The sequence below is a fragment of the Hyphomonas sp. UBA3195 genome (genome assembly GCF_002366485.1).
In the GTDB taxonomy this organism is placed as follows: domain Bacteria; phylum Pseudomonadota; class Alphaproteobacteria; order Caulobacterales; family Hyphomonadaceae; genus Hyphomonas.
Window position 1 is genome coordinate 112,147 of sequence record NZ_DEXB01000014.1, and the last position, 25,898, is coordinate 138,044.

The 25,898-nt window shown below is 58.8% G+C and carries 23 protein-coding genes; 17 read left to right on the forward strand and 6 right to left on the reverse strand.

What is annotated here, in order from left to right:
• The 3 genes from B2344_RS04440 (at nucleotide 1) to B2344_RS04450 (ending at nucleotide 3,114) form a co-directional block, all read left to right on the forward strand.
• Entirely contained in the window at nucleotides 1–948 is a 948-nt protein-coding gene (locus B2344_RS04440; protein WP_045699440.1) for an acetaldehyde dehydrogenase (acetylating), read from the forward strand.
• Nucleotides 948–1,997, forward strand: a complete 1,050-nt coding sequence (gene dmpG, locus B2344_RS04445; RefSeq protein ID WP_045699438.1) for a 4-hydroxy-2-oxovalerate aldolase — start codon at nucleotides 948–950, stop codon at nucleotides 1,995–1,997. Before B2344_RS04440 ends, dmpG begins: the two co-directional genes overlap by 1 nt.
• 298 nt (nucleotides 1,998–2,295) lie before the next feature.
• Nucleotides 2,296–3,114: a DNA -binding domain-containing protein gene (locus B2344_RS04450; protein WP_034742714.1), complete on the forward strand. Its 819-nt coding sequence runs from the start codon at nucleotides 2,296–2,298 to the stop codon at nucleotides 3,112–3,114.
• 328 nt (nucleotides 3,115–3,442) lie between these two features.
• Here the strand turns inward: B2344_RS04450 and B2344_RS04455 are convergent, their stop codons facing one another.
• Nucleotides 3,443–3,877 (reverse strand): GNAT family acetyltransferase, encoded by a 435-nt coding sequence (locus tag B2344_RS04455; protein ID WP_290484736.1) that lies wholly within the window; start codon nucleotides 3,875–3,877, stop codon nucleotides 3,443–3,445.
• A gap of 287 nt (nucleotides 3,878–4,164) precedes the next feature.
• On the opposite strand from B2344_RS04455, the gene B2344_RS04460 reads away from it, so the two are divergent.
• From B2344_RS04460 to B2344_RS04490, 7 genes are all read left to right on the forward strand, one after another.
• Nucleotides 4,165–4,731 (forward strand): antirestriction protein ArdA, encoded by a 567-nt coding sequence (locus B2344_RS04460; RefSeq protein ID WP_045695777.1) that lies wholly within the window; start codon nucleotides 4,165–4,167, stop codon nucleotides 4,729–4,731.
• A 3-nt stretch (nucleotides 4,732–4,734) separates the two neighbouring features.
• Entirely contained in the window at nucleotides 4,735–5,211 is a 477-nt protein-coding gene (locus tag B2344_RS04465) for a hypothetical protein (protein ID WP_045695779.1), read from the forward strand.
• Nucleotides 5,208–7,226: a ParB/RepB/Spo0J family partition protein gene (locus tag B2344_RS04470; protein WP_081812297.1), complete on the forward strand. Its 2,019-nt coding sequence runs from the start codon at nucleotides 5,208–5,210 to the stop codon at nucleotides 7,224–7,226. Before B2344_RS04465 ends, B2344_RS04470 begins: the two co-directional genes overlap by 4 nt.
• Before the next feature lie 453 nt (nucleotides 7,227–7,679).
• The gene (locus B2344_RS04475) at nucleotides 7,680–8,003 is read left to right on the forward strand and encodes a DUF736 domain-containing protein (protein WP_034744474.1); all 324 of its coding nucleotides are present in this window, start codon (nucleotides 7,680–7,682) and stop codon (nucleotides 8,001–8,003) included.
• A gap of 243 nt (nucleotides 8,004–8,246) precedes the next feature.
• Nucleotides 8,247–8,462 carry a helix-turn-helix domain-containing protein gene (locus B2344_RS04480; RefSeq protein ID WP_045695780.1) on the forward strand — a complete coding sequence of 72 codons (216 nt, stop codon included), beginning with the start codon at nucleotides 8,247–8,249 and terminating at the stop codon, nucleotides 8,460–8,462.
• 81 nt (nucleotides 8,463–8,543) lie between these two features.
• Nucleotides 8,544–9,284, forward strand: coding sequence for a S26 family signal peptidase (locus tag B2344_RS04485; RefSeq protein ID WP_290484737.1), 741 nt, complete (start codon nucleotides 8,544–8,546; stop codon nucleotides 9,282–9,284).
• Nucleotides 9,281–11,185, forward strand: a complete 1,905-nt coding sequence (locus B2344_RS04490) for a DUF3363 domain-containing protein (RefSeq protein ID WP_290482813.1) — start codon at nucleotides 9,281–9,283, stop codon at nucleotides 11,183–11,185. Before B2344_RS04485 ends, B2344_RS04490 begins: the two co-directional genes overlap by 4 nt.
• A 191-nt stretch (nucleotides 11,186–11,376) precedes the next feature.
• On the opposite strand, the gene B2344_RS04495 is transcribed toward B2344_RS04490, so the two are convergent.
• Genes B2344_RS04495 through B2344_RS04515 form a run of 5 tightly spaced genes read right to left on the reverse strand, consistent with a single transcriptional unit; the run spans nucleotide 11,377 to nucleotide 18,155 of the window.
• Nucleotides 11,377–12,438 (reverse strand): caspase family protein, encoded by a 1,062-nt coding sequence (locus B2344_RS04495; protein ID WP_290482814.1) that lies wholly within the window; start codon nucleotides 12,436–12,438, stop codon nucleotides 11,377–11,379.
• Nucleotides 12,435–14,918 carry an effector-associated domain EAD1-containing protein gene (locus B2344_RS04500; RefSeq protein WP_290484738.1) on the reverse strand — a complete coding sequence of 828 codons (2,484 nt, stop codon included), beginning with the start codon at nucleotides 14,916–14,918 and terminating at the stop codon, nucleotides 12,435–12,437. Before B2344_RS04500 ends, B2344_RS04495 begins: the two co-directional genes overlap by 4 nt.
• Entirely contained in the window at nucleotides 14,918–15,757 is an 840-nt protein-coding gene (locus B2344_RS04505; RefSeq protein ID WP_290482818.1) for a hypothetical protein, read from the reverse strand. The genes B2344_RS04500 and B2344_RS04505 overlap by 1 nt, the downstream gene beginning before the upstream one ends.
• Entirely contained in the window at nucleotides 15,754–16,725 is a 972-nt protein-coding gene (locus B2344_RS04510; protein ID WP_290482819.1) for a TRAFAC clade GTPase domain-containing protein, read from the reverse strand. Before B2344_RS04510 ends, B2344_RS04505 begins: the two co-directional genes overlap by 4 nt.
• A complete protein-coding gene (locus B2344_RS04515; RefSeq protein WP_290484739.1) occupies nucleotides 16,722–18,155 on the reverse strand; it encodes a GTPase-associated system all-helical protein GASH in 1,434 nt (477 codons plus the stop codon). The genes B2344_RS04510 and B2344_RS04515 overlap by 4 nt, the downstream gene beginning before the upstream one ends.
• A 489-nt stretch (nucleotides 18,156–18,644) precedes the next feature.
• On the opposite strand from B2344_RS04515, the gene traG reads away from it, so the two are divergent.
• From traG to trbJ, 7 genes are read left to right on the forward strand one after another with little or no spacing between them, the layout of a single operon-like run.
• A complete protein-coding gene (gene traG, locus B2344_RS04520; RefSeq protein ID WP_290482822.1) occupies nucleotides 18,645–20,708 on the forward strand; it encodes an IncP-type conjugal transfer protein TraG in 2,064 nt (687 codons plus the stop codon).
• Nucleotides 20,705–21,166 (forward strand): CopG family transcriptional regulator, encoded by a 462-nt coding sequence (locus B2344_RS04525; RefSeq protein ID WP_290484740.1) that lies wholly within the window; start codon nucleotides 20,705–20,707, stop codon nucleotides 21,164–21,166. The genes traG and B2344_RS04525 overlap by 4 nt, the downstream gene beginning before the upstream one ends.
• On the forward strand, nucleotides 21,159–22,175 hold the full coding sequence (gene trbB / locus B2344_RS04530) for a P-type conjugative transfer ATPase TrbB (protein ID WP_290484741.1): 1,017 nt from the start codon (nucleotides 21,159–21,161) through the stop codon (nucleotides 22,173–22,175). Before B2344_RS04525 ends, trbB begins: the two co-directional genes overlap by 8 nt.
• Before the next feature lie 5 nt (nucleotides 22,176–22,180).
• Nucleotides 22,181–22,492 carry a TrbC/VirB2 family protein gene (locus B2344_RS04535; RefSeq protein ID WP_290484742.1) on the forward strand — a complete coding sequence of 104 codons (312 nt, stop codon included), beginning with the start codon at nucleotides 22,181–22,183 and terminating at the stop codon, nucleotides 22,490–22,492.
• The gene (locus tag B2344_RS04540; RefSeq protein ID WP_290484743.1) at nucleotides 22,492–22,764 is read left to right on the forward strand and encodes a VirB3 family type IV secretion system protein; all 273 of its coding nucleotides are present in this window, start codon (nucleotides 22,492–22,494) and stop codon (nucleotides 22,762–22,764) included. The genes B2344_RS04535 and B2344_RS04540 overlap by 1 nt, the downstream gene beginning before the upstream one ends.
• Nucleotides 22,758–25,187 carry a conjugal transfer protein TrbE gene (gene trbE, locus B2344_RS04545; protein WP_290484744.1) on the forward strand — a complete coding sequence of 810 codons (2,430 nt, stop codon included), beginning with the start codon at nucleotides 22,758–22,760 and terminating at the stop codon, nucleotides 25,185–25,187. Before B2344_RS04540 ends, trbE begins: the two co-directional genes overlap by 7 nt.
• Nucleotides 25,172–25,897: a P-type conjugative transfer protein TrbJ gene (gene trbJ, locus B2344_RS04550; protein WP_290484745.1), complete on the forward strand. Its 726-nt coding sequence runs from the start codon at nucleotides 25,172–25,174 to the stop codon at nucleotides 25,895–25,897. The genes trbE and trbJ overlap by 16 nt, the downstream gene beginning before the upstream one ends.
• Nucleotide 25,898: the final 1 nt, after the last annotated feature.

Below are 25,898 nucleotides of genomic sequence, written 5' to 3' on the forward strand. Positions count from 1 at the left end.
ATGACAACTCTCAAGAAGACCAAGGTTGCGATCATCGGATCCGGAAATATCGGAACTGACCTCATGATCAAGGTCATACGCAAGTCAAAGGGTCTCGAAATGGGCGCGATGGTCGGGATCGATCCCGACTCGGACGGCCTTGCCCGGGCAAAGCGCATGGGTATCGCGACCACGCATGAAGGAATTGAGGGTCTCGTTAAGCTCGACGTGTGGCCCGAAATCGGAATTGTCTTTGATGCGACATCTGCTGGCGCACACAAGCGGCACAATGAAGTCGTCACGTCCGCCGGAAAGGTGATGATCGACCTCACGCCTGCGGCGATCGGGCCGTATGTCATACCCGTCGTCAATGGTGACGCGCATCTGGATGCGTCAAATGTCAACATGGTCACTTGCGGCGGGCAGGCGACGATCCCAATCGTGGCAGCAGTAGCATCCGTCGCGACAGTCCACTATGCGGAGATCGTCGCTTCCATCGCCTCCAAGTCAGCCGGGCCGGGAACGCGGGCCAACATTGATGAATTCACCGAGACCACCTCAAAGGGTATAGAAGAGGTTGGAGGAGCCCGGAAAGGCAAAGCCATAATCGTCCTGAACCCGGCGGAGCCTCCGATGATCATGCGCGATACGGTATTCACCCTCTCTAGTGGCGCAGATGAGCCGACAATTGAGGCCTCAATCGAAGCAATGGTTGCAAAGGTCAATGCCTATGTGCCCGGCTATCGGATGAAGCAAAAGGTTCAGTTCGAACGGTTCGGCTCGAACAACCCGGTCAAGATTCCGGGCCTGGGCACGTTTGAAGGCATCAAGACCAGCGTCTTCCTGGAAGTCGAGGGTGCGGCCCACTACTTGCCTGCATACGCGGGAAATCTCGACATAATGACGTCAGCTGGCATTGCGACCGCTGAGAAGATCGCCGCGCAGCGGCTAGCCAAGGAGACTGCCTGATGGCGTTCGATCCAAAATCCGACAATCTTTACATTCAGGACGTCACTCTGCGCGACGGGATGCATGCGATCCGACACCAATACGGTATCGAGCACGTCAGCAAGATTGCCGCCGCCCTTGACCAGGCCGGGGTCGACGCAATCGAGATTGCACATGGAGACGGCCTGAATGGCTCAAGCTTCAATTATGGTTTTGGTGCCCACACAGACTGGGAGTGGATTGAAGCCGTCGCAGATTCAGTGAAAACGGCGAAACTGACCACGCTCCTCCTTCCCGGGATCGGAACGATCGAGGAGCTGAAGCATGCCTACAAGCTTGGCGTCAGGTCTGTCAGGATCGCCACACACTGCACGGAAGCCGACGTATCGAAACAGCATATCGGTGTTGCCAGAGATCTGGGTATGGACACGGTTGGCTTTCTTATGATGTCCCACATGGTTGAGCCTGAGAAATTGGCTGAACAAGCCGCCATGATGGAAAGCTATGGTGCCGAATGTATCTATGTCACCGATAGTGGCGGCGCGCTCGACATGGATGGATACATCGCACGGCTTCAAGCCTACGAAAAAGTCCTGAAGCCGGAAACTGAACGGGGTATCCACGCCCACCACAATCTGTCGCTTGGCGTCGCCAATTCCATTGTCGGCGTTCAACATGGCGCAAGACGCGTGGATGCTTCGCTGGCCGGCATGGGTGCCGGGGCCGGAAACGCACCGCTTGAGGTGTTCATCGCAGCCGCCGAGCGAAAGGGGTGGAAGCATGGATGCGATCTTTTCGCGCTCATGGATGCCGCTGAGGAACTTGTCCGCCCACTCCAGGACCGCCCCGTCCGCGTTGATCGCGAAACGCTCTCGCTGGGCTATGCCGGGGTGTACTCGTCCTTCCTCCGGCATTCAGAGAAGGCAGCGAAAGATTATGGGATCGATACACGTGAAATCCTGGTTGAACTAGGACGTAGGCGTATGGTTGGTGGCCAGGAAGATATGATCGTCGACGTAGCCCTGGATATATTGAAAGAACAACAATCCACTCAAAAACTTGCGACGTGAGCGACCAATCTTTATTGACTGTTGTCTTGCATCGCGGTCACGATGCGAGACTACAATCATCTATCTGGTATCAATCTCTCGATGCAGCCTGTTGTAATTGTGACGGCTGCGAGATTCAATCTGTCTGGACGAACGGCGCAGTCAGAACACGCTCAATCTGCTTATGTGCGTACAGTGCTTTTGGCTCGGTGAGCGCACTTTTTCATCGCCTTTTGACCTAAGCGAGCAACCTTGAAGTTTCCATGATAAATTGAAATTGGCACGCCTTCTGCATTCCCCTGACGCGGGAGGCAGATCCATGCTTGTTCACACGATAGAAGACCTGAACGATACCCTCGCCAGGTATGACTACACCGCCAATCTCTCACGCGGGAACTGGGCCTGGGAATTCGCCCGGCGCAATTCCGCGCTGAAAGCCGCCGCCTATGCTGCGCAACCTGACTTTGAAACAAGAACGGCATGTTGTGACATACAGCTTCTCCGGCTTTGCGAGCAGGACCGCCAAGCCGAAGACTGGGGACTTCTCTATTTTCCGAACCCAGATCAGTCGGCCCTTACCACGCATGTCTTCTGGTCCGACAAGACCTATCCCCGCAAGGTCGCCGTTCACGTGCGTGAAAGAGAGCGCGGCGAGATCGACGAAATCTTCGAAAAGAGCACGCGCCTCTGCAAGATCATCCATCTCGTGGATGCCTTCGAGCACGAACACATCCTTGTCAAAGGTAAGAAGTGCTCGATCCAGGTCAGGTGCAGTGGCAAGTCGCTCTTGTCCCTCGAGCCTGTAAAAATGGAATTCTCCATCTCGGGATTCAGCACAATGCAGGATCACGTGAATGCGCTGAACCGTGCCCAGAAGGTCTACGGCGACGACGACATGTCGCCTCCTGTCTGGTCACGCAAGGGCCTCGGCTATCGCAACGCTCTTGTCGCCTTGGATGCCCACGACGCGGGACTCACCTATCGTGAAACCGCGACGATTTTCTATGGTGAGAAGCGCATCTCGGAAGAATGGGGCGGACCGTCGTCCGCCATGAAGTCCGAAATGGCCCGCCTGCTCGCCAAGGGCCAGCGCCTTCGGGACGGCGAATATTTCTCCCTTTTGGAAGAGAACCTTTGACCTGCCCCTCCGCACATCGAAGAGCGCATACGACGTCATCCGGTCGAACGCTCTATTTCGATTAGCGGCTTACGAACTGGTAGACACCTCTTAGTATCTCAAAGCACTTGTAAGCATCGCCCCTCCCCCGCCTGCTGACGCGGGGCTGTCCGGGAGACGAGAGCCCTCCACCTCGTCCACGTCACCTGACCGGGCCCGGCTCGTCTCCGGTCACGCGGCCACCCGTTCGGGTCGCCGCGCGCTGCGGGGGCTCGCCGGCGGGGGCCGCGCTTTGCTTCCCACTGGCCTTACGGCCAGAGGGGTCAGGCGCGCGTGGCCTCTCGATACCTCAATCTGCCTCGGGCGAGGGCATGAGCCATTTGCCGAGAACGGTCACATCCTGGCGCTCGTAGCCGAGGGCATTGTAGAAGGCAGTCGCGGTCTCGTTCTCCCCGCGCACCATGAGCTGCACCTTCGGCGTCCCCCGCGCCGTCAGCCAAAGCTCGGCTTCGGCCATCATTTCGCGCCCATGGCCGCAGGCTTTACGGTCTGGGCTGACAGCCAGATAGTAGATCCAGCCGCGATGGTCGTCATGGCCGACCACGGCGCTGGCAATGACATCGTTATCTAATGTACCGACGAGGATCGTGGCATCGCGGGATGCGATCGACCGGTCCATGTCTGCATTCGGGTCGTCCCATGGCCGGGTCAGCGCACACGCCTCCCAAAGCGCAATCAGCGCTGCGCGGTCAGCTTCCCGGAAGTCTCGTATATCCAAGGCCATGGCTGTCGGGTCTGGAAGGATTCGTATCCACGGCACCAGCCTGCCTGTTTGGTGTTTGAAAGCGTGGACAAGCTTTCCCAGCAGCCGGGAGGGGGCGGACGGCGCGTCTGCCCGGGCGCGGCCCGCGCGCAAGGCGCCGGTGACCTGGGTCCGCCGGTTCTTTCCGTGCCTCCTACCTTTCCGCCTTGCCCCCGGCCCTCATACGCCCGGGCGCCCGCACCTTTCGTCCGCCCCCTCCCGCCTGCCGGGAAAGGCACGCGGGCGAGGTTCAATTTTGCGAGGCTGACATGACCCCTTCACACGAGACTCCCGCTCCCCTTGGAACAGCGACCGGACCAGATTTGCGGGACACGCCCCGCATCTATGTCGCCTGTCTTGCCGCGTATAATAATGGACGGCTCCACGGGGCGTGGATCGACGCGACAGAACCGGACGAGATGATGCAGGGCGTCCGCGCCATGCTGGCGGCGTCGCCTGAACCGGGTGCGGAGGAATGGTCAATTCATGACTATGAGGGGTTCGAAGGCGCGCGCATTTCCGAATATGCCTCCTTCGAGACAGTTTGCGCCCTTGCGGACTTCATCACCGAACACGGGAGCCTTGGAGCGAAACTCTACCGCGAATTCGGCGATGACCTTGAACAGGCTCACGCCGCGTTTGAAGACTATGCAGGCGAATATCGCAGCGCCGCAGACTTTGCCGAGGAAGTGACGCGCGACAGCGGGACAGAGATTCCGGCCTCGCTCGATTACTATATCGACTGGACCGCGCTTGCCCGCGACATGGCGATGAATGGCGAGATCATGGTGTTCCAGACGGGCTTTGATGAAGTCCACATTTTCTGGAGCCGCTGAGTCATGGCGTTCCGGGAGAGATTTGACCGCTATGTGTGCGAGGGCGACAGCATTGCCGTCGAGATTGACGGCTTTCGCGTCACCGCGCGGATCGTCCGCGACGACTGTCCGGATAGTCCAGACGAGCGCCAGGACGGATTCTGGCCATCGCTCAATATTGGCGACCCGGGATTTATCGGACCCGGAAACAATTTCCGCGAGCGGCTGACGAAGGCGCAAGCAGACGCCGAAGCCGTCATGGACGCGTGGCGCAAGGATGAGTGGTTCTATTGCGGAATCGTGCTCGCCATTGAACGCGAAAGCGTGGAACTGGAATCTCATGCCGCCAGCATCTGGGGTATAGAGGCCAACGATCCGAGGTCGGAGAACGCCTACCTGACTGAAGTCGCATGCGAACTGCTCCCCGAAGCCTTGCAAGCCGGGCACAGAGCCTTAGCGCGTTTGATGGCGTCCGCACCTGCACGGGTCGCGCAGGCATGAGCGCGCTGGATGACCTATTAGGGCCACGTCCGCACATGACCCTCGTCATAGAGGAGTCCCGCGTCGTCGAAATCTGGGTCGATGGCCGCGCGCCGCTGATTGGCCTGCATGACTATGACTGGGGCGAGACCGATCCGGACGCAAACCGCGACGCGGAAGGCCTCCCCTTCAGCCCGATCAACTGGAAAGGCCCGGCATGGGCGCTTGGCCTTTCACTTTACCCGCCAGAACAGGAGGACAATCCCATGGCACAACCCGCACTGAAAACACTTCCCCTTGAGCAACTCCATATCAGCAAGCTCAACATGCGGCACAACCGCAAGGCGCCTGATGTCTCCGACATCTTGCCCTCCATCCGGGAGAAAGGAATCCGCCAGACACTTCTGGTGCGCCCCGAAGGTGATGGCTATGGCGTCGTCGCGGGACGGCGGCGCTTCCATGCCTTGCAGGTCATTGCCGCTGAGACCGGCAAGTCAATCGCCGTCCCGTGCGCAATCATGGAAGCGGATGACGACGCCGCAGCGGTGGAGGCCTCGCTCATCGAAAATGTCGCCCGCCTGCCCGCCACGGAAATGGAGCAATACAATGCGTTCGGAAAGCTGGCGCATGCAGGCCGGACGGTGGAAGAGATTGCCGGACATTTCGGGGTCACGGACCTGAAAGTCCGGCGTATCCTCGCCCTCGCCAATCTCTCCAGCCCGATCCGTGCGCTTTACGCCAAAGACGAAATCGACCCGGAGACAATCCGCGCGCTCACACTTGCTACGAAGGACCAGCAGGCAGACTGGCTGGCCCTGTTTCGAAGTGAAACAGAGCGCGCGCCCATGGGCCGCGCCTGCAAGGCATGGATCACGGGCGGGGCCACCATCACGACCGACAAGGCGCTGTTTGATCTGGCGATCTATGAAGGCAAAGTGGCAGCTGACCTCTTCGGTGAGACAGGTGTCTTCGCAGAGGCCGACACGTTTTGGAAAGCCCAATCGGCAGCGCTTGCGGCCAAGGTCGAGACCTACATTGACGCCGGGTGGCGCAATGTAGAGGTTCTCGAACGCGGGAAATATTTTGCCAGTTGGGAGTATTTGAAGCGCCCCCGGACGAAGGGCGGCAGCGTGATTGTCGAAGTCCGCGATGATGGCACTGTGACCTTCCATGAGGGCTACATTACGCAGGCCGAAGCCCGGAAACTGGAGAAGCGCGCAAGGCCGGACGGTGATGCGGAAGCAGCCGACACCAAGCCCGAAATGTCCGGGCCGCTCGCACAATACATTGCCCTCCACCGCCATGGCGCAGCGCGTACAACCTTGCTTGGACACCCTGGAATCGCCCTCCGGCTGATGGTGGCGCATGCCATGGTCGGGTCCGCTCTTTGGACTGTCAGGCGGCACGACTTCCTCGCCCGGAAGGAGGACATACAGGCCAGCGTGGAGGCATCACGCGCCGCCGCAGAAATGCGGGCCGCCGGGGACCATGTCCGCAGCCTGTTTGACGCCCATGGGGTCGCATCCCTGCGCGCAAACGGGGACGCCTATCACCTCAGCGAGGTCTTTGCGGCGCTGCTCGAAATGAACGATGCGGAAACCCTGACCGTGCTGGCTTTTGTGATGGCGGATACGCTGGAAGCGGGCGGCCCGGTTGTGGAAGCCGTCGCTGTCGCCACCGAAACCGACATGGCCGCTTACTGGAAGCCGGAGCGTGTCTTCCTTGATCTCGTTCGGGACAAGCGCGCCATTAACGCCATGGTGGCAGACATTGCGTCTCCATCGACGGCGAAAGCAGCGCTCACAGACACGGGCAAAGCCCAGAAGGAACTGGTCTGGAACCGGATCACTGGCGAAGAGTGTGAGGCCAATCCGGGCTGGCGTCCGGGATGGATGCAGGTGCCGCCTACGCGCCTTGTTACAAACGCAGGGTCGCCGCCAGCAGATGCATGGGTCCGGATCGCCAGCCTGTTTACCTCTGGCGAGGACGAAGCTTCTCCCGAAGACCAGTCTGTCGCAGAGCAGGACGCCGCCTGACATGTTGCAGTCTCCTTGTCCGTGGAAGCGAAAGCCGTTCGGCAGCATGCCGGGCGGCATTTCCACATGCTTCTACCGGATGAGTGTGTACTCCTGCGGTTCAGATCAAGACAGATGCGCCTCCGAAAAATCGCCCGTCTGTGGGTTTCTTTTTGCCTCCGAGTGCGATTGCCAAAGCGGTCTGTTCCGCTCTCCGCTTGCCCCGAAAGACCCCTTGTTCCCGTCTATTGCCGTGTGACCTGGACGACACGAAACGGCCCTGAAACCGGACAGTCCCACGAATTTCCCCGCCGCTTTGCGGCTCCTCGCGAGACAAATTCATGCGCCTGTCCGGTGCTCCGCTTTGCTGCGCCCTTGCAGGTTCAGGCCCGCCCCGCGCCGTCCGGGCGGTCCGGCGTCGACGGGGACAAGGTGTCCCTCGAAGACAGCCACGGAAACGAAAAGGAGACCCCCATGGCAAACGCACTCGGATATGTCAGCGAAACCAAAACCGGCTTCGAAGGCGCCCTCGCAATGATGAACCTCTCAGCCGCCATCCGCATCGAAAAGAACGCGGACAAAGCTGAAGAGGCCCAGCCGGACTACCGCATCTTCGCCGGTGAGACCGCGACCGAAATCGGCGGCGGCTGGATGCGCAAGGCAAAGTCTTCCGGCCGCGAATACGTCTCCCTGACCCTCGCAGATCCGCAGATTGGCCCGCGCCGCATCTACGCGAACCTCGCACCGGTCAAAGGCAAGAAAGGCCGCCACGTGATCCTCTGGAACCCCAAGGACTAGCCCCGCACTCATCGCCAAACTGGCCGCTCCGGAGATCATTCCGGGGCGGCTTCTGGCATGTTTAATTCGCTCGATAGAGGGGCATCTGTATGCTTACGAAGTCATGCGCGCTGCGCATGGTTAAACAGGGTATCGCCGCGAAGCCGCATATCTTCGTGACTCCCAATTAGAATTTTCTTTTGTTTTCTGGGACGTGTTGAAGCCGCCACGTTGATCTGTGCCCGGCAAGACGGGGTACGGGGAATGAACGAGGCAAAAGGACGTCCAAGTCCTTTCCTGACGACGAAAGAGGCGGCGGCTTATCTGCGTATCACGGTTCGCACGATGGAGAACTGGCGCTGGTCGAACAATGGACCGCAATACAGAAAACATGGCGGCACCGTCGTCTATCATGTCGATGATTTGAATGATTATTCGACCGTCTGGAATAGGTCCCGGGGAGGCGGTCATGGCGCTTGAAATCAGGGCATTGAGAACAGATTCAATCACATTGTCGATGGCCAATTGGAGACTTCTTTCGAGCAACTGGAGGGGCTTTTCATGAGCCTCCGCGCAGTATTTTGGAGCGGTATTTCTGTGCTCGGAGTGGCATTGACAGGCCTTCCGGCGACTGGTGTTTTACCGCCCATATTACTCTACAATCCGAGCGAAAGTGCTCCGCTTGGGTGGTATCGCGTCGAACCTTTGGAGGTGATTTCGCGGGGTGATCTGGTTGTCTCGAACCTGCCAGAGGCCGCTTCGAGACTCGCGATCCAGAGGCGCTATCTTGCGCCAGGCATCCCCGTCATCAAGAACGTCCGGGCGCTCGAAGGCGACACGGTTTGTGAGATCAAGGGTGTGTTACAGATCAACGGGACTTCGACTGTCCGCCTGCTATCAACAGATAGTATGGGACGCGCCCTGCCGTCTCCCTGGACGGGCTGCAGGCAGCTTCAGGCAGAAGAGGTTCTGCTCCTTTCTGATCGCACACCGGATTCCTTTGATGGACGGTATTTTGGAGCGGTCAGGGAGGGCGACATCATTGGTCGTGCGGTGTGGATAGGCGGTGATCGGAAGGAGCATGCAGAAGGGTTGATTGGGAAAAATGGGGACAGATCGGAATGCAAGATAAAAGCTCATAGAGCCAATGAGGGGCTATCGCCTTGTCTGCACATCGATTTTTATGGTTCCATGCCTCAGGATACAGCTCTGTCCTCTGATGGAAAGCTCAATGACGACAACAGGTTCGCATGGCTCCATTCGCAGAATTTGGCCTGTTTTCCCCCGGATCAGGCCGAATGAGCACGCCGCCGGACAATCCCTTCACCCCCAGACCTGGCAGGATTCGGTCGGCCGGATCAGGGGGACGCGCAAAGACCTATCTGACGCGGATGACGAAGGCCTTGTCGTCGGCCGGCGGCGTTCGTAGGACTGCCCTGCCCGCCCGGCCGCGTGTCGGTCCACGCGGTGGGCAAAGGCGCGTGATCGTCAAGGCGCGCATTGTGCGCATGTCGGCATCGAGCGTGGCAGCACTTGCCGCGCATATCGGATACATCCGAAGAGACGCCGCGCTTGAGGAGAAGGATCGCGGAAAGCTTTTTGACGCCATGAGCGAGGATGCCAACGCGTCCGATCTGGTCAAATCCATCACTGATGACCGGCATCATTTCCGGTTCATCTTCTCGCCCGAGGACGGCACTGAGATGGCAGACCTCAAGCCCTTCGTTCGCGACTTGGTCTCGCAGATGGAGACCGATCTGCGGACGCGGCTCGAATGGGTCGGCGCTGTGCACCATGATACGGGTCGGCCGCATGCGCATTTGGTCATCCGGGGACGGCGCGAGGATGGCTCTGATCTTGTCATGCCGCGGGCGTACATTTCCCACGGGATCCGGGAACGCGCGGAGGACCTGGTCACGCTGGAGCTTGGCCCGGAAACCCGGCTCGAGCAGGAGCGAAAACTTCAATCGGATATTGCTGTCGAACGCGTCACAAAGATCGACCATTTTATCGCCCGGCAAGTCGGCCCCGAAGATGAGTTTCGGTTGAAGGATAGTCCTTCTCAGTATCGCACCTTGCATGCCGCACGGCTGCGGACTCTGGAACGTCTTGGGCTTGCCGAGAAACTCGGCGCCGGACGCTGGCAGATGCGGGAGAATTTCCGGGATGTCTTGCGGGGGCTTTCTGAGCGTCACGACATCATCAAGACGATGAACCGTGCGCTCGCTGGACGCAACGACCGGCGTATCGACGCGGATGTGATTTTCGATAAGTCCGATCCAGACGGGCGGAGCGTGACAGGCGCGGTTCTTCAGGCAGGTCTCTCGGGCGAAGCACATGACAAAGCCTACACCATCATCGACAGCCTGGATGGTCGCGCTGTGTTTGTCGAACTGGGTGTCGCTGGCGAGGTAGAGGAGTTGAAGCGCGGGGCAATTGTAACCGTGTCGCCGCCGAACCTTGAGCCAAAGCCGTCAGACGTCACGATTGAGCGGATCGCGCGGGCGAATGGCGGGATCTATTCGGCAGGGCTGCACCAGGCCGATGATCCGCGATCAGGTCCCGAATTTGTCGCGGCCCATGTGCGAAGGCTGGAGGCCTTGCGACGAGCAGGTCATGTCGAGCGGACAGCCGATGCAGACTGGAAGATTCCATCAGACTATCTGGACAGGACGAAAGCGTACGAGCGGAGTCAGGCGCGGTTCCGAGCGGCGCAGGTGTTGGTTCGCTCAGAGCTGGGCCTAAGAGTACAGGAAACGGCGCTCGGCGTGACGTGGTTGGATGATGTGCCTGCCCCGTCCAGCGTGCCGCTCGGATTTGGGCGGGAGGTGGCTGAAGCGCAGGTGAAGCGACGGACGTTCATGGCGGGGATTGGAATAATGGTAGAGGCTGGCGTTGGCTTGTCTGCCGCGCAGAGAACTGAGTTACTGAAGCGAGATCTTATGCATGCCGGCCGGACGCTGAGCGAAGAGATCGGGAAACCGTATTCGCCGGCTCCGGATCGAGGTCACGTGAATGGTACTTATCGCGAGCCGGTGTCGCGAGTGAGCGGGAAGTTTGCGGTGATTGAGCGGCAGAGGGATTTTACGATTGTGCCCTGGCGGCAGGTGCTGGAGCAGCGGCGCGGGATGGCCGTGTCGGGGGTCGTGCGCGGGGGGCGAATTTCTTGGGCGCTTGGGCGTGGGGTTGGGATAGGAGAGTAACCCAACGCCACGAGCAATCGTATTGCATAAATCTACTCTGTAGGCACTGCACAATCTTAGACAAATGTCTTTTCGGATCGTAATTCTGACTAAAGTCAGGGCTCAGAAGAATTGAGCAGTTCCAGCAAGCGACGGGCTTGAGGTGGTGAGGGTCGCAGCCACTGAGGCAGGGCGCCCAGTTGAATTGGACATCAACCATCCCGCAGCATTTCGAGATTTCGATTCTTCGGATAATCCTCAAATGCAACGTTGATGATGTCAGGGATAGAAACGCTCAATCCGCGATCGATCTGCCTCAACGCGCGAACCCATTGTATTCGTCCCGTTCCTGACAAGACCAGTCTAGAGATGTCGCCGCCTGCACGCACCCAGAGTTCCTGATCTGTTGGGCCTAGCGGATAAAGAACGCAGAATAGCTCCACTAGAGAGTCTGCTTTCGTCATATGAGCTATTTCGGAATGCAACGATTTAGGTCGAATGCGCTTTTCCACTGCTTCGCAATAAGCCACGGCAAAATTAGAGTCTTGATGATGAGCGGCATAGACCGGGGCCTGACTAGGCCATTCTGCTCTAACACTTACGGCGACATAGTTGAACAAGTCGAACACGCGAATAAAGCCGCCTTCATCGTGACCACCAGCGCCGCGAAACCCCGCGACCAGATGCTTAGTAAAAAGGCTGGTCGAATCACCGCCAAGGATCATCGAAGATTCAGAGCTTCGGCTAGACGCAATAACAACGATCCCCTCCCCATCTTCCATTTCGTCGAGCAGTGCATTGCCCAGCCATTTCGAGCTCTTGGCGCGTGCACCAGTAAGGTCAATGCCTCCGGAACAACAGGCATCAATAGCAATAAGCTTTCTTTTGGATCGGACCTTAAGCAGCGCTTCCGCAAGCAATTGGGAAGTAAGCAGCCCAGTGCCCTGAGTTGGGACGGCATCAACAGGAGCCAAAAATGCGCCGCCCGCACCAACATCTCCGTGACCAGAATAGAATAGAAAAAACGGGTCGTCCTCTTCGATGATTGCAGACATTTTCTCTAGGGTGTCTTTGATGGCTTGTAGCGATGCGTCGGCACCCGATAAGCGAACGACATTTTTGTCAGCATATCCGCAAAGGCCGGGGTCTATGAGGATGGCCCTAACGGCGTCTCCATCTGCGATCACCGCCTTGCCAAGGTCTTTGAATGCCGGGTCGATATTCGAGTCGACCGTAACAATTAGTGCGTGTCCACGAAACTCTCGATAGTTCATTGACCAATCACCCCTGAAATTTGCTGCAGCCGAGAGTTGAGGGGATAATCAGCCAACATAGCGTTTAGAAGGTCTCGCAAGCTTATCTCACCCCCAAATCTTGCGAAGCGAAGTGCCTCTCGCCACTGATTCCGGCCAGAGCCGTGTGTACTCAGGCGTGAAAGGTCCCCGCCCGCCTGCTCCCAAACATCCGCTTGTGTCGGTCCATTAGGGTAGAGCTCGCACACTACTTCAAGAAGAAGGATTAATAGGTCTTCTTGGCTCGGTCGCCATAACCCGTTTGAAAAGCGCGTCCAGGAATCCAGATGGTCGCTACAGACAACGAAATAGGGTTTCAAGCGCGGAACACCGAACGTGTAGCCAAACGTGCGTGACGCAGTACGCCAGTTGCGCGCAACGGCGAGCCGCCCCGCTCGCTCCAACTCTACTCCATCCGGTGTTCGCCCAGCCCCTAGGAAGGCCTTGAAGGTGTCAATAAACAATCCCATCGGCAATGCGTGGTTGCCAAGAAAGGTATCCAACGCGGCTTCAAATGTCCCTGCCTTGAGCGCCGCCAACAATTTATGACTCTGCGAATCATCTGCAATAGACTCTGCAAGCGGCATTTCCGGTGTGAAGAATGCTGGGTTTCCGACATTGGCTGGGTAGCTAGCGATCCAGCTGGCAGCGGTCTCCGACAGTGCTGATGATCTGCAGGTGGACGGCAACAGGCCCCAGACCTGTGCTCTGCATTCGAAAGCGCACCAATCTCCGAGCGGCGTCGACATGAGAATCGTCAGCAAACCTGCATTCACCCCAGCACCCGAGATGGCTTTGAACAAGCGGTCCTGTATCGAAGATATATCTGGCGCGATTTGCCACGCTAGTTGGCTCTTAAGCAAACTTCGATGCCAAAGGGTTTGAACTTGTGATTTGGAAATATCGTGGCGAAAAAGAAAACTCGGATCCTTCGCGACCACCTTAGCGCCTGCTTCAATGACCAGGTCATTGTCCAGACTCGTCGCGCTAGTGACAATAACTTCGTCTGGCAAAGCTAACAGACAATATTCGATAGCGGTGTCGCCGTACACAGAATGATCCCGGCCGCAGGCCTCCTCAAGAGCCGCAAGTATGTTCTTAGGGTGACTGAGAAGCAGAAGTTGCGCTTCGGACTTGTGGAAGCGAGCTCTGGCAAGCAAAGGAGAGAGCTGCTCAATTGCCTTGCCCGCGATTGTTGGTGGCGTTTGCGACATCGCAAGATCAAGGAGAGCCGTAGGAGCTTCGCCGAGGACCATCACTCCAATCTCAGTATTGGTGACAAGCAAAGTCCATATGTGGGGAGCTAGTTTGATCGCCATATTTTTGGTCATCGCGCCTAGCACGCCAATGCCTGCCCGCCGCCATTCCCTGGTCGCTGCTTCTGCATCAAACATCGCCACGAGAAGTTCGCATACATCATCCTGAGGGCCGATGCTCGCCATTCGATTTGCGAAGGACATTTCAAGTTCTTCGGGTTGATCCAAAGCCAGATTGAATGGCGCCCAATTCACATTCCGTATGGCCATAATGTGTTCTAGTGCAGCCGGACCTGGACGAGACAAGACGGCGTCCAAGATCTTACGCTTCACTGACGTTCCTTTGTCCGGATCAGGCTGCAACACCCCTACTACGCGCAAGGCTGCAACAGCGTCGCTGAAGGACACACTTGTCTTTTCTGCGATCTCGCATGATCGTCCAAGTAGTGCGATTTTTGACAGGCTGATCGAATGGATGTTGAGATCTTCGATATGTGCTTCGAGTTTCCCGCTAGACCCGCTTGACAGGTACCGCCCCGCCGCGGTTCGGGCCGGAGACTGATCGTATGTCGCATCGATCCGCCTCTCAAGCGGCCAGAGCATCTCAAGCGAAGCAGGAACCAAGGCGATTTGCAGGCCCTGACTTTGCGCTTCGTCCGGCCCAAAACTCAAGCCGAACCTAAGCTCACTGCGCATAGCTGGCGGAAGCTTGGCCCAGAGGCGTATGATAAGATTCTCAAACCGCGCGTCGTCGACCGTAATGGCAGGAAACTTCGAAGGCACAGTCACCATATCGGAAAAGGGGCCTGGTGGAGGTTCCTCAACCCTACCGGTCGCACTGATCATTCGACGTTCAGCGAGTAGCGGCGAGCTTCGCGCTTTCTGCAGATGGCCAAAGATCGCCCGTAAATCCGCAAATGCCTCGATGTCGTCTTTTGCGACAACAATTGCATGACTGAAAACCATGCCGTTTCTCTCGGCGCTGGGGTCAGAGCTCGTGCGCGCGACGACATAGCTATTCCCGATCAAAGCGCCTGAAACATAGCTTGTCAGCACGTAGCCTTGTGGTGGTTGGCCCGGAAGGTCAAGGTAGTGTGCGAGGCTTTGCGATTGTGCGTCAGAGACACTCGATGACAACACATTCATCCCTCGATCACGTTCTCCGACGAAAATTTCGTCAACAACCAAGGGCATCGGTTTAACCACTAACTGCGCCTAGCAGCGTTAAGTACCCATTCTACCGGTGACAGCAAATCCCCGGATTGGGCGCCGTCTTCATCAAGAACATAACCCATCTTATCGGGCCCCTTGGCGACGAAATCAGCATCTGGCTCGGAATCGCTTAGCGCTTGACCAAGTGGCGAGACGCCGAAAATTCGCAGGTCTTCTGAACTCCAATTTGTACGCAAGTAAGCGTCAAGGAGCGGCAATTTCAGGCGCGAGTACTCAGCGGGAGAGAGGTCCGTTTTCAATTCATCATAACAAGACAAGATCACACATATAGGTGGCGGGTTGGTCCATGCCTCCGAATAGGCGGCGACCTTGAAACGAAGCATCTGCAGCGTTTCGACAAGGCGCGATTGAGCGGATAGAACACTTTCAGTTTCATCATCTTCGGCAGGCAATCTGACCTGACGCGTAAGGACATCTTCTGGCAAGCGCACGCGGCTGGCTCGAACCATAAAGACCCATGCAGAGGTCGATTCAATCTTCTCGCGCCATGCAATCGGCATGCGCCGTTCCGCGACCATAGCGCTTATTTGCTCACCGCCATAATCGGGCCATTCAAGGGTGAAACGCGCGTCATCAGATTTGCGTCTTATAGTCCAGCGACTTGTCGACGACTCGCTTCTTGGAGTGTGGCGTCCCGCCAAACCCTGGCTGATCTGGTCCATGGTTTCGCGGAAAGGCTGAAGATTGTCGCTATTGATGAGTTCCATCGTTCCAAGACCGCTATTGAGACGCCTCAGAAGCTGAGCGCCGAAATGCGTCTTGCCGACATCGGACTCACCGATCAGAAGAATTGAAGCGGAACGCTCAGTCATGATGCGTCTCGATATGCCATGAAGGGATCGAATGCGGCGTGGTCAGGCCTCGTCAGAGAAATGGTACGGCTCCGGGGCTCGAAAGCCCAAGAGAAAATCACCTCCAACTCTTGCAGTGTCTTGTCAGGGTCAGGATTTTCTTGCTCTGGGACGCCAATCGCGAACACTGGCCCATCCTTGAAACAGGATCGGAATAGGTCTTCGATCGTATTTGACAATTCTGCGTCTCGCGGGAGATCATTCTTGGTCCATACCAGCGCCACACCTTCGGTGCCAGAATCGCTGGCAATTCTCCTGATTAAAAACTCCAGCTCCCGGCGAGAAACCCCACCCTTCTTTCCCATCAAGGCGTCGGTGTCTGCGGCGATAAGCAGTTTGTCAGAATGGTCCGCTGTCCAGCGAGCGCCGGCCGCTTTTTCCGATGTCGGCTTGTCAGTCCATGCAGAAAACCACTCCCCTGAAGCGTCGGCCAAAAGCACATCCATGCGGTTCCGATCATCGTCAGAAAGCCCCAAATGCAAAAGGCCAGGTACTCGCCCGTTCTGGGATGTATGCGGTGGAAATTTGATGGTTTCTCCTGCATTCAATTGCAAATGACGCGCGATGTTCTCCCAGCCCTGTAGAGTAAATGAGCCAGAAAACGTATGAGGACCGATACGGCGCCCGCGATAGATGGCCAGAAAAAGAAGACAGAGAAGCGTCGTTTTTCCAGCGTCAGCTGCACCGGCAATTCCTACAAGGTGCGGGCGACGTGTCGCCGAGACGAAGCGAAGATCGATGAGGCCAAGTGGACGTCCAGTCCATGGGAAAAGTTCATCATCCTCAGTACGAAACGCTCCCATTGCCACGATTGCATTGGGTGCCACAAAGTGCGGACATTTCGAAGGATCCATATGGCCTTTCGCGCACGACGTTTGGGGAACAAAGCAGTCGTCTTGCTTGCAAGTTTGGTTATCGGACAAACTCATTTGGCGGCGCCCGTCACTTTTCCGGCTGTTCCGGCCTCGTCAGGGGGAGACACCGGCGTGACATGTTGAATCGCTTTCAAGGCTTGGAATTCAAGGAACAAAAGCGAAGCGAAGGCTGCCGGATCTAATTTCAGGGTTCCTTGGAAGACGGTCCGCTCGGAGATGAGTTCTGGGCGAGTTGCCCCCTCCAGGACAAGAGCGCCCAATGGTCTTAAGTTGGCTGTTTGATCTGGTTGCGAACTCTTGAATGGAACTATTTCATCGGCCTCTGACATCGCGGCAAGAAAATCGCCCAGTGAAGTCGTTTCGTTCTCACCCGAAAGGGTACGAACCGATTCTCGCAAAAAGGCTACAACACTGGCAGGCGCGAGCGCCGGAAGCATGGATTGATAGTCCAGGGCCATTAAACCAGGCGCCACTTTGCGGTCGATCAATCGATATTCTTTCCGGGCACTCGGCGAAATCTTAGCCTCCTTCCACCAAAGCAGCCTAGATCGCAGTTCGACACCATGGGATGCAGCCGCGGTTTGATTTATCGCTGCACTGACATAAGCGGTAACCATTGTACTGATTGCGCCAAAGATTTCATCCGATGCCAAATTGTAGACCCGCTCGCCTGCGGCTCTCTTAACCGCTGTCGCGATTGCTTCTGTCGCCAGTGGAACAAATTCATTCGACCAAGTTGCGCCAGCGTTCGGCGCATGAGGATTGCCGCCAGTTTCCTCACCGGCCTTGTTATTCGGTCCTGCAGCCTTTTCGAGCCCCTTCAGCAAAGCGGCTTCGTCGATTTTGATGGCACCCAATTTGCCTTTTATCTCGGGTGGTTTGACTGCGACCATAGGAGCAAGCGCGATGGCGCTCGGAACTGACCAGCGCGCCTCGGCCTCAGCCTCGACGGCTGAAAGCAATTCAGAGACTGTTTTCTGCCAGACCTCGGCTTCTTCCCCAAGCGACATGTGTGGCAGAGCACTCGATAGTAGGAGTGTAACGCCGAGCCGAATTTGATCGTCTCGCTTTGCGTTCTGTATTACCGCGTCGAGGATGATCCCTCGAAACACCAAGTCAAGCGACCCCATCGTGACAGAGGAATAAGTCCGCCAAACGCTTTTCAGCGTTTCCTGCGCCATTGCACGGGAGGGGTCTCCAAGCCGTTCCCGAGGGTCGACGGCCGAATATACGAATGCCGCCAATTGTTCGGGGTGTGCGCCGATATGAACCGCCAGCTTGTCGGCCGCTGCGGATATGTGCTCAAACCAAGCGTCATTTCCGCCAAGCTCCAAGAGTCCCGCGTCCAGAAATGTTTCGAGAATTCGGTCAGCCACAAAAGCCCCCTGTGTCATGATTATTTTGCATTTTTGAATAGCACGCCGATATCTTACTCTCTCATTGTAATTTCGTTGCTTTCTCTCACGATCAATTGCCCCACGCATAAGAATCAGCAGTTTGAATCTATTGAATATTCGGTACGCGTCTAAGTCCTTCTGGCAAAGCTAAAGGTTGAATTTAGTCTGAATGATCACAATCTACCAGCGACGTAGCCGAGATAATGTGCCACGGCGCGACCCGTAGAGTTCAGCAACTCACACCTTTCTGATCGCAGTCGGTAGGCTGCTAATTCGCCCCACATTCGTTCTGTGAGTTCGCTGAACCCAAAAGATTGCCAACCAAACTTCAGTGCCAGACAACGTTCTCCGAAGCAAACGGAGCATCCACGTCGCACGATCCGTCAGAGTATTTCTAATGAGTTGCCTCAATTCGCTCCACGACTCAAAATCTTCGACGAGCAGAAAAAATCCCGCAAATTCTTCCCGCAACTTCACGTCTGTCACCCTGCCGTTCCCAAAACTTCAGAATACCCCCCTGATTTCCCCCAATTCCCTCTCTGGAGCGTGAGGCGATGATTGGTCAGGTTCTGCGTCATGAAACATGGCACGAACCTCTTCTGGCAGATCATCCTGGTATCGCTCGTCGTCCTGGTGGCGCTCTGGTGCGCAACCCAGTGGACAGCCTTGTCGCTGGGCTGGTCGCCCCGTTTGGGCGAGCCACTCTTCGTCATCCTCGACATGCCGGTCTATGTGCCTTGGGCATTCTTCGGGTGGTGGTACTCATTCGATGCCTATGCGCCGGATGTGTTCGACCGGGGCGGACTGATCGCCGGTTCGGGCGGTGTCGCGGCCATCGTGATTGCGGTGACGGGATCGATCCTCCGCGCACGCTGGGACAAGCGGGTCTCGACTTTCGGCTCAGCGCGCTGGGCGGAAAGCAAGGATTTGCGCAAGCCCGGCTTGCTCAAACCTTCCGGTGTGTTCCTAGGTCAGGCAACGGGTTCTTACCTCCGCCATGACGGACCGGACCATGTCATGGCGTTTGCCCCGACACGGTCCGGCAAAGGTGTAGGGCTTGTCGTGCCAACACTCCTCTCCTGGCCGCATTCGGTGCTGGTGCATGACATCAAGGGCGAGAATTGGCAGCTGACCTCCGGCTGGCGCTCAGAGTTTTCCCATTGTGTGCGGTTCGATCCGACCGATGTCGCCTCGGCCCACTTCAATCCCCTCATGGAAGTCCGGCGCGGGCATTGCGAAGTGCGCGATGTCCAGAACATTGCCGACATTCTCGTCGACCCGCAGGGCAAGCTTGGCGATCTCGGGCACTGGGTCGACAAGGCGAACTCGCTGCTCGTCGGGGTTATCCTGCATGTCCTCTATGCCGAGCGTGAGAAGACGCTGGCGCGTGTGGCGAGCTTCCTTGCAGATCCCGACCGGACATTCCGCACGACGCTGTCGATCATGCTCCGGACAAACCACCTCGGCACGAGCGAAGCGCCCAAGGTTCATCCCGTCGTCGCCGAGACGGCCCGTGAACTGATGAACCAGTCGGAGAACGAGCTTTCGGGTGTACTCTCGACGGCTTTGAGGTTCCTTTCACTCTATCGCGATCCCGTTGTCGCAGAAGTGACCTCCCGCAGCGACTTCAGGATCGAGGACCTTGTGTCTGGCGACCGGCCGCTGTCGCTCTACCTGGTTGTACCGCCCTCGGACCTATCTCGCACCAAGCCGCTGATGCGCCTCATCCTGAACCAGGTCGGACGCCGGCTCACCGAACATCTGGATGTGCGTCCGTCCTTGGTCTCGCGTGGCAGATCGCTTGTGGCAAACATCCTGAGCGCGTGCGGACTTCTGGCACCTCATGTGTCGGCTGCAGCGGCAAAATCCCGCCGGCGGGTCCTGTTCATGCTGGACGAGTTCCCTGCCCTCGGACGGCTCGACTTCTTCGAAAGCGCACTTGCCTACATGGCCGGCTATAACCTCAAGGCCTTCCTGATCGCGCAATCACTGAACCAGATCGAGAAGGCCTATGGTCCCTCGAACGCGATCCTCGACAATTGTCATGTGAGGGTGGCGTTCGCGACCAATGACGAGCGCACGGCCAAGCGGATTTCCGATGCGCTCGGGACCAAGACCGAACAGCGGGCCATGAAGAACTATGCAGGCCACCGCTTGGCCCCTTGGCTGTCGCACAAGATGGTGTCGCGCCAGGAAACCGCCCGACAGTTGCTGACCCCCGGCGAGGTGATGCAGCTGCCTTCGGATCAGGAGCTTGTCCTTGTCGCAGGCTCACCTCCGGTACGGGCGATAAAGCTCCGCTACTATGAAGACCAGAACTTTACCGAACGCCTCAAAGACGCCCCTGCCTTCGCAGCCTGCATTCCGAACGCGCGGAGTAATGATTGGGGGTCCGAAGTTCGCGCGATCCATGAAGGCCTCATGCAGGCCGCAGAGCTCGAACCTGATGTGGAGGGCCTTGGGCCTCAGAAGGCGCGCGATGCGGCCGAGGATCGCGCAAGGGTCTCAGCACCCACGAAGCCTGGCAGATCTCCGGCTCGAACGCGCGGCGCCCCTCAGCCCAGCCTCTTCGACGCGCTCGTCCAGGCTGACAGCCTCGAACAGGCGACCGGCATTGATCTCACGGGGAATGGCCAATGAAGCCCCGGATCCAGCCCTATATCTCGCCAGAGAATTTTCACTGGCTGAAGGCCATGGCCAAACGCCCTGGCCTGTCAGAAAGCACGATCATCGATGGGGCAGTGACGGCCTACCGGGCAGGCGAGTCCGACAATAAGCGCGAAGCGGCGATCAACCGCCGGCTCGACCGGCTGACGCGGCAGTTCGGGCGGATCGAGCGGGACAATCTTGTCCTGGCCGAAACGCTCGCGACCTTCGTGCATTATTTCCTGACGGTGACACCGCCCGTGCCCGCCAACCAGGTCGAGGCGGCGCGGGCCAAGGGCGACCTACGGTTCGATCTCTTCGTCCGGCAGGTCGCCGAGGCGCTCCGCTCCGGACAGCGCATTCTGCAGAATGCCGTCGAGGATGTGACGGCAGAAGCTGCCAGTCTTGAGCGCGAGCCCGAACAATTGGGCGAGGTGCGGGTCGATGCGTGACGCACAAAGCCAGACACGGACACGCGCCATGCTGGTGACGGCATTAGGGACCGAGATTGTTGCCGCGCTGGACGACCCCGCCGTCGTCGAAATCATGATCAATCCCGATGGCAGGCTCTGGATCGAGCGGCACGGGTCTGGCCGGACCGAGTCCGGTCTGATTGTCACCGCTGGCGACGTGGAGCGCGTCATCCGGCTCGTCGCAAGCCATATGAGCCGGCGTGCCGATGCAGCCTCCCCCATCGTGTCCGCAGAACTCCCCATTGGCGGGGAACGGTTTGAAGGCGTCCTGCCGCCCGTCGCGCCGGGGCCCTGCTTCTCGATCCGCAAGCCTGCCGGAAGGGTGATCGCATTGGATGAGTATGTGTCGTCCGGCATGATGGCTGCCCATCATGCCGAGGCCCTCCGGCAAGCCGTTCTGGACCGCGAGAACATTCTCGTTGTCGGCGGCACGGGCTCAGGCAAGACGACGCTCGCCAATGCGCTACTGGCCGAGATTGCCCGCACGGGCGACCGGCTGGTCATTCTCGAAGACACGCGCGAACTTGTCTCGACTGCGCGCGATGCGGTCCAGCTGCGTACGCAGCCGGGATCGGTGACGCTTGCAGACCTTGTCCGCTCGACCCTTCGCCTGCGCCCCGACCGGATCATTATCGGCGAAGTCCGGGGCGCTGAAGCCCTCGACATGCTGAAGGCCTGGAATACCGGCCATCCGGGCGGGATCGCGACCCTGCATGCCAACTCCGCCCTTGCCGGCCTCTCCCGGCTCGAACAGCTGATCGGCGAGACTTCGGCGCAGGTGCCGCATGATCTCATCGCCGAGACAATTGATTGTGTCGTCTACATCACGCGGCGGGCCGGTGCGCACCGCGTCGAGACGGTCGCGCGCATGAACGGGCTTGGGCGCGGCGGCTACGACCTCGTGTCCGTCCAGCCGGACCTGCAGCTCGTCCTGCCGAGCCTGCCCTTTTCCGAACTGCTTCTCTCCACCGCTCCAGAAAGGACGTAATCCCAATGAAATACAGACTGATCAAAGCCCTGAGCCTGACGGCACTTGCCGTCGCGCTCACCTTCCCGGCTCATGCGGCTGGCTCCGGCATGCCCTGGGAAGCCCCGCTGCAGTCGATCCTCGACTCCATCGAAGGGCCGGTCGCCAAGATCCTCGCAACAATCGTCATCATCCTGACAGGCCTCGGCCTTGCCTTCGGCGAGAGCGGCGGCGGCATGCGCAAGCTGTTGCAGATCGTGTTCGGTCTCTCGATCGCCTTTGCAGCGACTTCATTCTTTCTCTCTTTCTTCTCGTTCGGCGGCGGGGCGACGCTCTGATGGCTGACAACCGCCCCCTGCCCCCTGGCTACAGCGTGCCGGTGCATCGCTCGCTGACAGCGCCCATCCTGCTTGCCGGGGCGCCAAGGCTTGCGACCATCGTCAATGGCACGCTGGCGGCCGCACTCGGCATCGGCCTGCAGCTCTGGGGCGTGGGGCTCGTCTTCTGGATTGTGGGGCAGGGTATCTGCGTGTTCGCTGCAAGGCGCGATCCGCAATTTGCCGACGTACTGATCCGGCACATCCGGACGAGAGGCTATTACGCATGCTGAATCTCCGGGAATACCGCGCCCGGCCGGCTGCGCTTGCCGACCATCTCAAATGGGCCTGCCTGATCGCGCCCGGCATCATCCTCAACAAGGATGGCAGCCTGCAGCGGACGATCCGCTACCGGGGCCCCGATCTCGAAAGCTCGACGCCGGAAGAACTCGTCGCCGTAACAGCCCGCATCAACAATCTCCTCAGCCGGTTCGGATCCGGATGGGCGCTGCATATCGAGGCCGACCGGCGACCATCCGTCACCTATCCCGAAAGCATCTGGCGCGATGGCGCCGCCTGGCTCGTCGATGAGGAACGCCGCGCGGCGTTTGAAGAGCATGGGCGCCACTTCGAGACCGACTGCTACCTGACCCTCACCTGGATGCCGCCGGCCGACCGGACGGCCCGGATCGAGCAGCTCTTCATCGAGGATCCGGCAGACGCCCCGGCAGCGTTCTGGAGCGAGCACCTAACCCATTTCGAAACCGAAACATCTCGCGTGCGCGACATGATGGCGGATCTCATGCCCGAGGCGCGGTTCCTGGATGATGATGAGACGCTGACCTACCTTCATGCCTGCATCTCGGTGACGCGGCAGACGGTGAAGGCACCGTCGCTGCCGATGTGCCTCGATGCGCTCCTGGTCGACACCTCCCTGACCGGTGGTCTTTCACCCCTCTTAGGCGACGAGACGCTAAAAGTGCTCACGATCAACGGGTTCCCGGCGACGGGCGAGCCTGGACTGCTCTCGGAGCTCGACCAGCTCGGCTTTGCCTATCGCTGGGTGACAAGGTTCCTGCCGCTCGACAAGCCGGACGCCGAGAAGACGCTGGGTGTCTATATGCGCAACTGGTTTGCGAAGCGCCGGTCGCTCACCTCTTACGTCCGCGAAATCCTCACCAATGAGCCTGCGACGCTCCTCAACTCAGACGCCGACAACCAGGCCGCCGATGCCGATGAAGCGCTGCAAGCCCTTGGCGCAGGTCATGTCGCCTTCGGATACTGCACGACGGCGATTGTGGTCCGGCATGCGGATGCCGCGATCGCCGAAGACCAGATCCGCGCCGTTGAGCGCGTGATCCGGGGGCGTGGATTCACCTGCGTCTCGGAAAGCGTCAATGCAGTCGAAGCCTGGCTCGGCACGCTTCCAGGCGAAGCCTATGCCAATGTCCGCCAACCATTGCTCAATACGATCAATCTTGCCCATATGGCGCCCCTGTCGGCACTCTGGGCAGGGCCGGAGCGTAACACGCACCTGGACGGCCCGCCGCTCCTGATGGCCCGCTCGGCAAGTTCGACCCCGTTCCGGCTGGTGACCCATCAGGGCGATGTCGGGCACATGATGGTGGTCGGACCGACTGGGGCCGGCAAGTCGGTGTTGCTATCGCTCCTCGCCTTGCAGTTCCGCCGCTACGAGCGGGCGCAGGTCTTCATCTTCGACAAGGGTGGCTCGGCGCGCTGCGCGACGCTTGCCCTTGGCGGTACCTGGTACGACCTCGGCCTCGACGGCGACCTTGCGTTCCAGCCCTTGCGGGACATTGATAGCGAAGCCGGGATCGCCGAAGCACAGGCTTGGGTGTTGGGTCTGATTGCTCAAGAAAACGTCGCTGTGACGCCCGAAGTGAAGCAGGCCGTTTGGACGGCTCTGCAGAGCCTTGGCGCGGCACCGGTGGCGCAACGCACTCTGACGGGTCTTACAGCGCTGGTGCAGTCATCAGAGCTTCGGCAGGCGCTGGAACCCTATACGCTGGCCGGTCCCTATGGTGCCCTGCTCGATGCCGATGAGGACAGTTTGGCATCAGGGGATGTCCTCTGCTTCGAAATGGACGCGCTGATGCAGGACAAGCGTCTGGCAGCGCCGGTTCTGGCGCATCTCTTCACGAAGCTCGAAGCCCGGTTCGACGGGCGGCCGACAATGCTGATCCTCGACGAGGCCTGGCTGTTCCTCGACCATCCGATGTTTGCGGGGCGCCTTCGCGACTGGCTGAAGACACTCCGCAAGAAGAACGTGTCCGTCGTGTTCGCGACGCAGAGCCTGTCGGACATTTCGGCAAGCGCGATCGCGCCAAGCCTCATCGAGAGCGCACCGACCCGCATCTTCCTGGCCAATGCGCGCGCCGAGGAGCCCTCGCAGCGCGCAGCGTATGAAGCGTTCGGACTCAATGCCCGTCAGGTCGAACTGATCGCGCGGGCGACCCCGAAGCGCGACTACTATGTTCAGTGTCCGGATGGAAACCGCCTGTTCGACCTCGATCTGGGGCCGGTTGCGCTCGCCTTCTGCGCCGCCGGATCGAAGGCTGATCAGAATCTGATCTCCGAGATTCTTAGTGCTTCAGGCCCGGACGGGTTCGCGCCGGCCTGGCTTGCCGCGCGCGGGCTCCATTGGGCCGCAGACCTGATCGGGACAGAAGGAGACGTGCCATGCGCCGCCGAATGATCGCCATTCTTCTTGGGTCAGTGTCCTCGCTCAGCCTGATTGCACCACCGGCAAACGCCCTTCTGGGCGTCGGCGATGTCGTGATCGACCCGACGAACCTCGTTCAGAATGTCGTGACGGCCACCAATACGCTCGAACAGATCAACAACCAGATCCAGCAACTCCAGCATGAGGCGCAGATGCTGGTGAACCAGGCCGAGGACCTGAAACGGCTCGACTATGCCTCAATCGAACACCTCAAACGCGTGCTCGAGCGGATCGACACGCTGATGCGCGAAGCGGGCGAGGTCACTTACGAAGTCGAAGAGTCCGAACGCCAATACGAAGAGGCCTTCCCCGACTCCTATGAAGACCTCTCCAATGAGGAGATCGTGGTTGAAGCTGCTGATCAGTGGCGGATCAGCCGGGACGCGTTCCGGGCTTCGATCCAGGTCCAGTCGGGAATCGTGACCTCGATTGCAGACTCCCGCGAGACGCTGAGCGACCTTGCCCGCGAGAGCCAGGCGGCAACCGGCAACCTGTCAGTCGCCCAGGCGGGTAACCAGCTTGTCGCACTTTCCGTCGAACAACAGATGCAGATGCAGCAATTGATGGCGGCGCAATACCGGATGGTGGCGCTCGAAGAATCCCGCCGGGCGGCCATCGAGGAACAGGCCCGCATTCGTCACAAACGCTTCCGCGGCGACGGCGTCGCCTACAGGCGGGATTAGG

Coding starts and splice junctions, on each gene's coding strand:
- B2344_RS04440 (WP_045699440.1), top strand. CDS start 1: ATGACAACTCTCAAGAAGACCAAGGTTGCGATCATCGGATCCGGAAAT.
- dmpG (WP_045699438.1), top strand. CDS start 948: ATGGCGTTCGATCCAAAATCCGACAATCTTTACATTCAGGACGTCACT.
- B2344_RS04450 (WP_034742714.1), top strand. CDS start 2,296: ATGCTTGTTCACACGATAGAAGACCTGAACGATACCCTCGCCAGGTAT.
- B2344_RS04455 (WP_290484736.1), bottom strand. CDS start 3,877: ATGGCCTTGGATATACGAGACTTCCGGGAAGCTGACCGCGCAGCGCTG.
- B2344_RS04460 (WP_045695777.1), top strand. CDS start 4,165: ATGACCCCTTCACACGAGACTCCCGCTCCCCTTGGAACAGCGACCGGA.
- B2344_RS04465 (WP_045695779.1), top strand. CDS start 4,735: ATGGCGTTCCGGGAGAGATTTGACCGCTATGTGTGCGAGGGCGACAGC.
- B2344_RS04470 (WP_081812297.1), top strand. CDS start 5,208: ATGAGCGCGCTGGATGACCTATTAGGGCCACGTCCGCACATGACCCTC.
- B2344_RS04475 (WP_034744474.1), top strand. CDS start 7,680: ATGGCAAACGCACTCGGATATGTCAGCGAAACCAAAACCGGCTTCGAA.
- B2344_RS04480 (WP_045695780.1), top strand. CDS start 8,247: ATGAACGAGGCAAAAGGACGTCCAAGTCCTTTCCTGACGACGAAAGAG.
- B2344_RS04485 (WP_290484737.1), top strand. CDS start 8,544: ATGAGCCTCCGCGCAGTATTTTGGAGCGGTATTTCTGTGCTCGGAGTG.
- B2344_RS04490 (WP_290482813.1), top strand. CDS start 9,281: ATGAGCACGCCGCCGGACAATCCCTTCACCCCCAGACCTGGCAGGATT.
- B2344_RS04495 (WP_290482814.1), bottom strand. CDS start 12,438: ATGAACTATCGAGAGTTTCGTGGACACGCACTAATTGTTACGGTCGAC.
- B2344_RS04505 (WP_290482818.1), bottom strand. CDS start 15,757: ATGACTGAGCGTTCCGCTTCAATTCTTCTGATCGGTGAGTCCGATGTC.
- B2344_RS04510 (WP_290482819.1), bottom strand. CDS start 16,725: ATGAGTTTGTCCGATAACCAAACTTGCAAGCAAGACGACTGCTTTGTT.
- B2344_RS04515 (WP_290484739.1), bottom strand. CDS start 18,155: ATGCGTGGGGCAATTGATCGTGAGAGAAAGCAACGAAATTACAATGAG.
- traG (WP_290482822.1), top strand. CDS start 18,645: ATGAAACATGGCACGAACCTCTTCTGGCAGATCATCCTGGTATCGCTC.
- B2344_RS04525 (WP_290484740.1), top strand. CDS start 20,705: ATGAAGCCCCGGATCCAGCCCTATATCTCGCCAGAGAATTTTCACTGG.
- trbB (WP_290484741.1), top strand. CDS start 21,159: ATGCGTGACGCACAAAGCCAGACACGGACACGCGCCATGCTGGTGACG.
- B2344_RS04535 (WP_290484742.1), top strand. CDS start 22,181: ATGAAATACAGACTGATCAAAGCCCTGAGCCTGACGGCACTTGCCGTC.
- B2344_RS04540 (WP_290484743.1), top strand. CDS start 22,492: ATGGCTGACAACCGCCCCCTGCCCCCTGGCTACAGCGTGCCGGTGCAT.
- trbE (WP_290484744.1), top strand. CDS start 22,758: ATGCTGAATCTCCGGGAATACCGCGCCCGGCCGGCTGCGCTTGCCGAC.
- trbJ (WP_290484745.1), top strand. CDS start 25,172: ATGCGCCGCCGAATGATCGCCATTCTTCTTGGGTCAGTGTCCTCGCTC.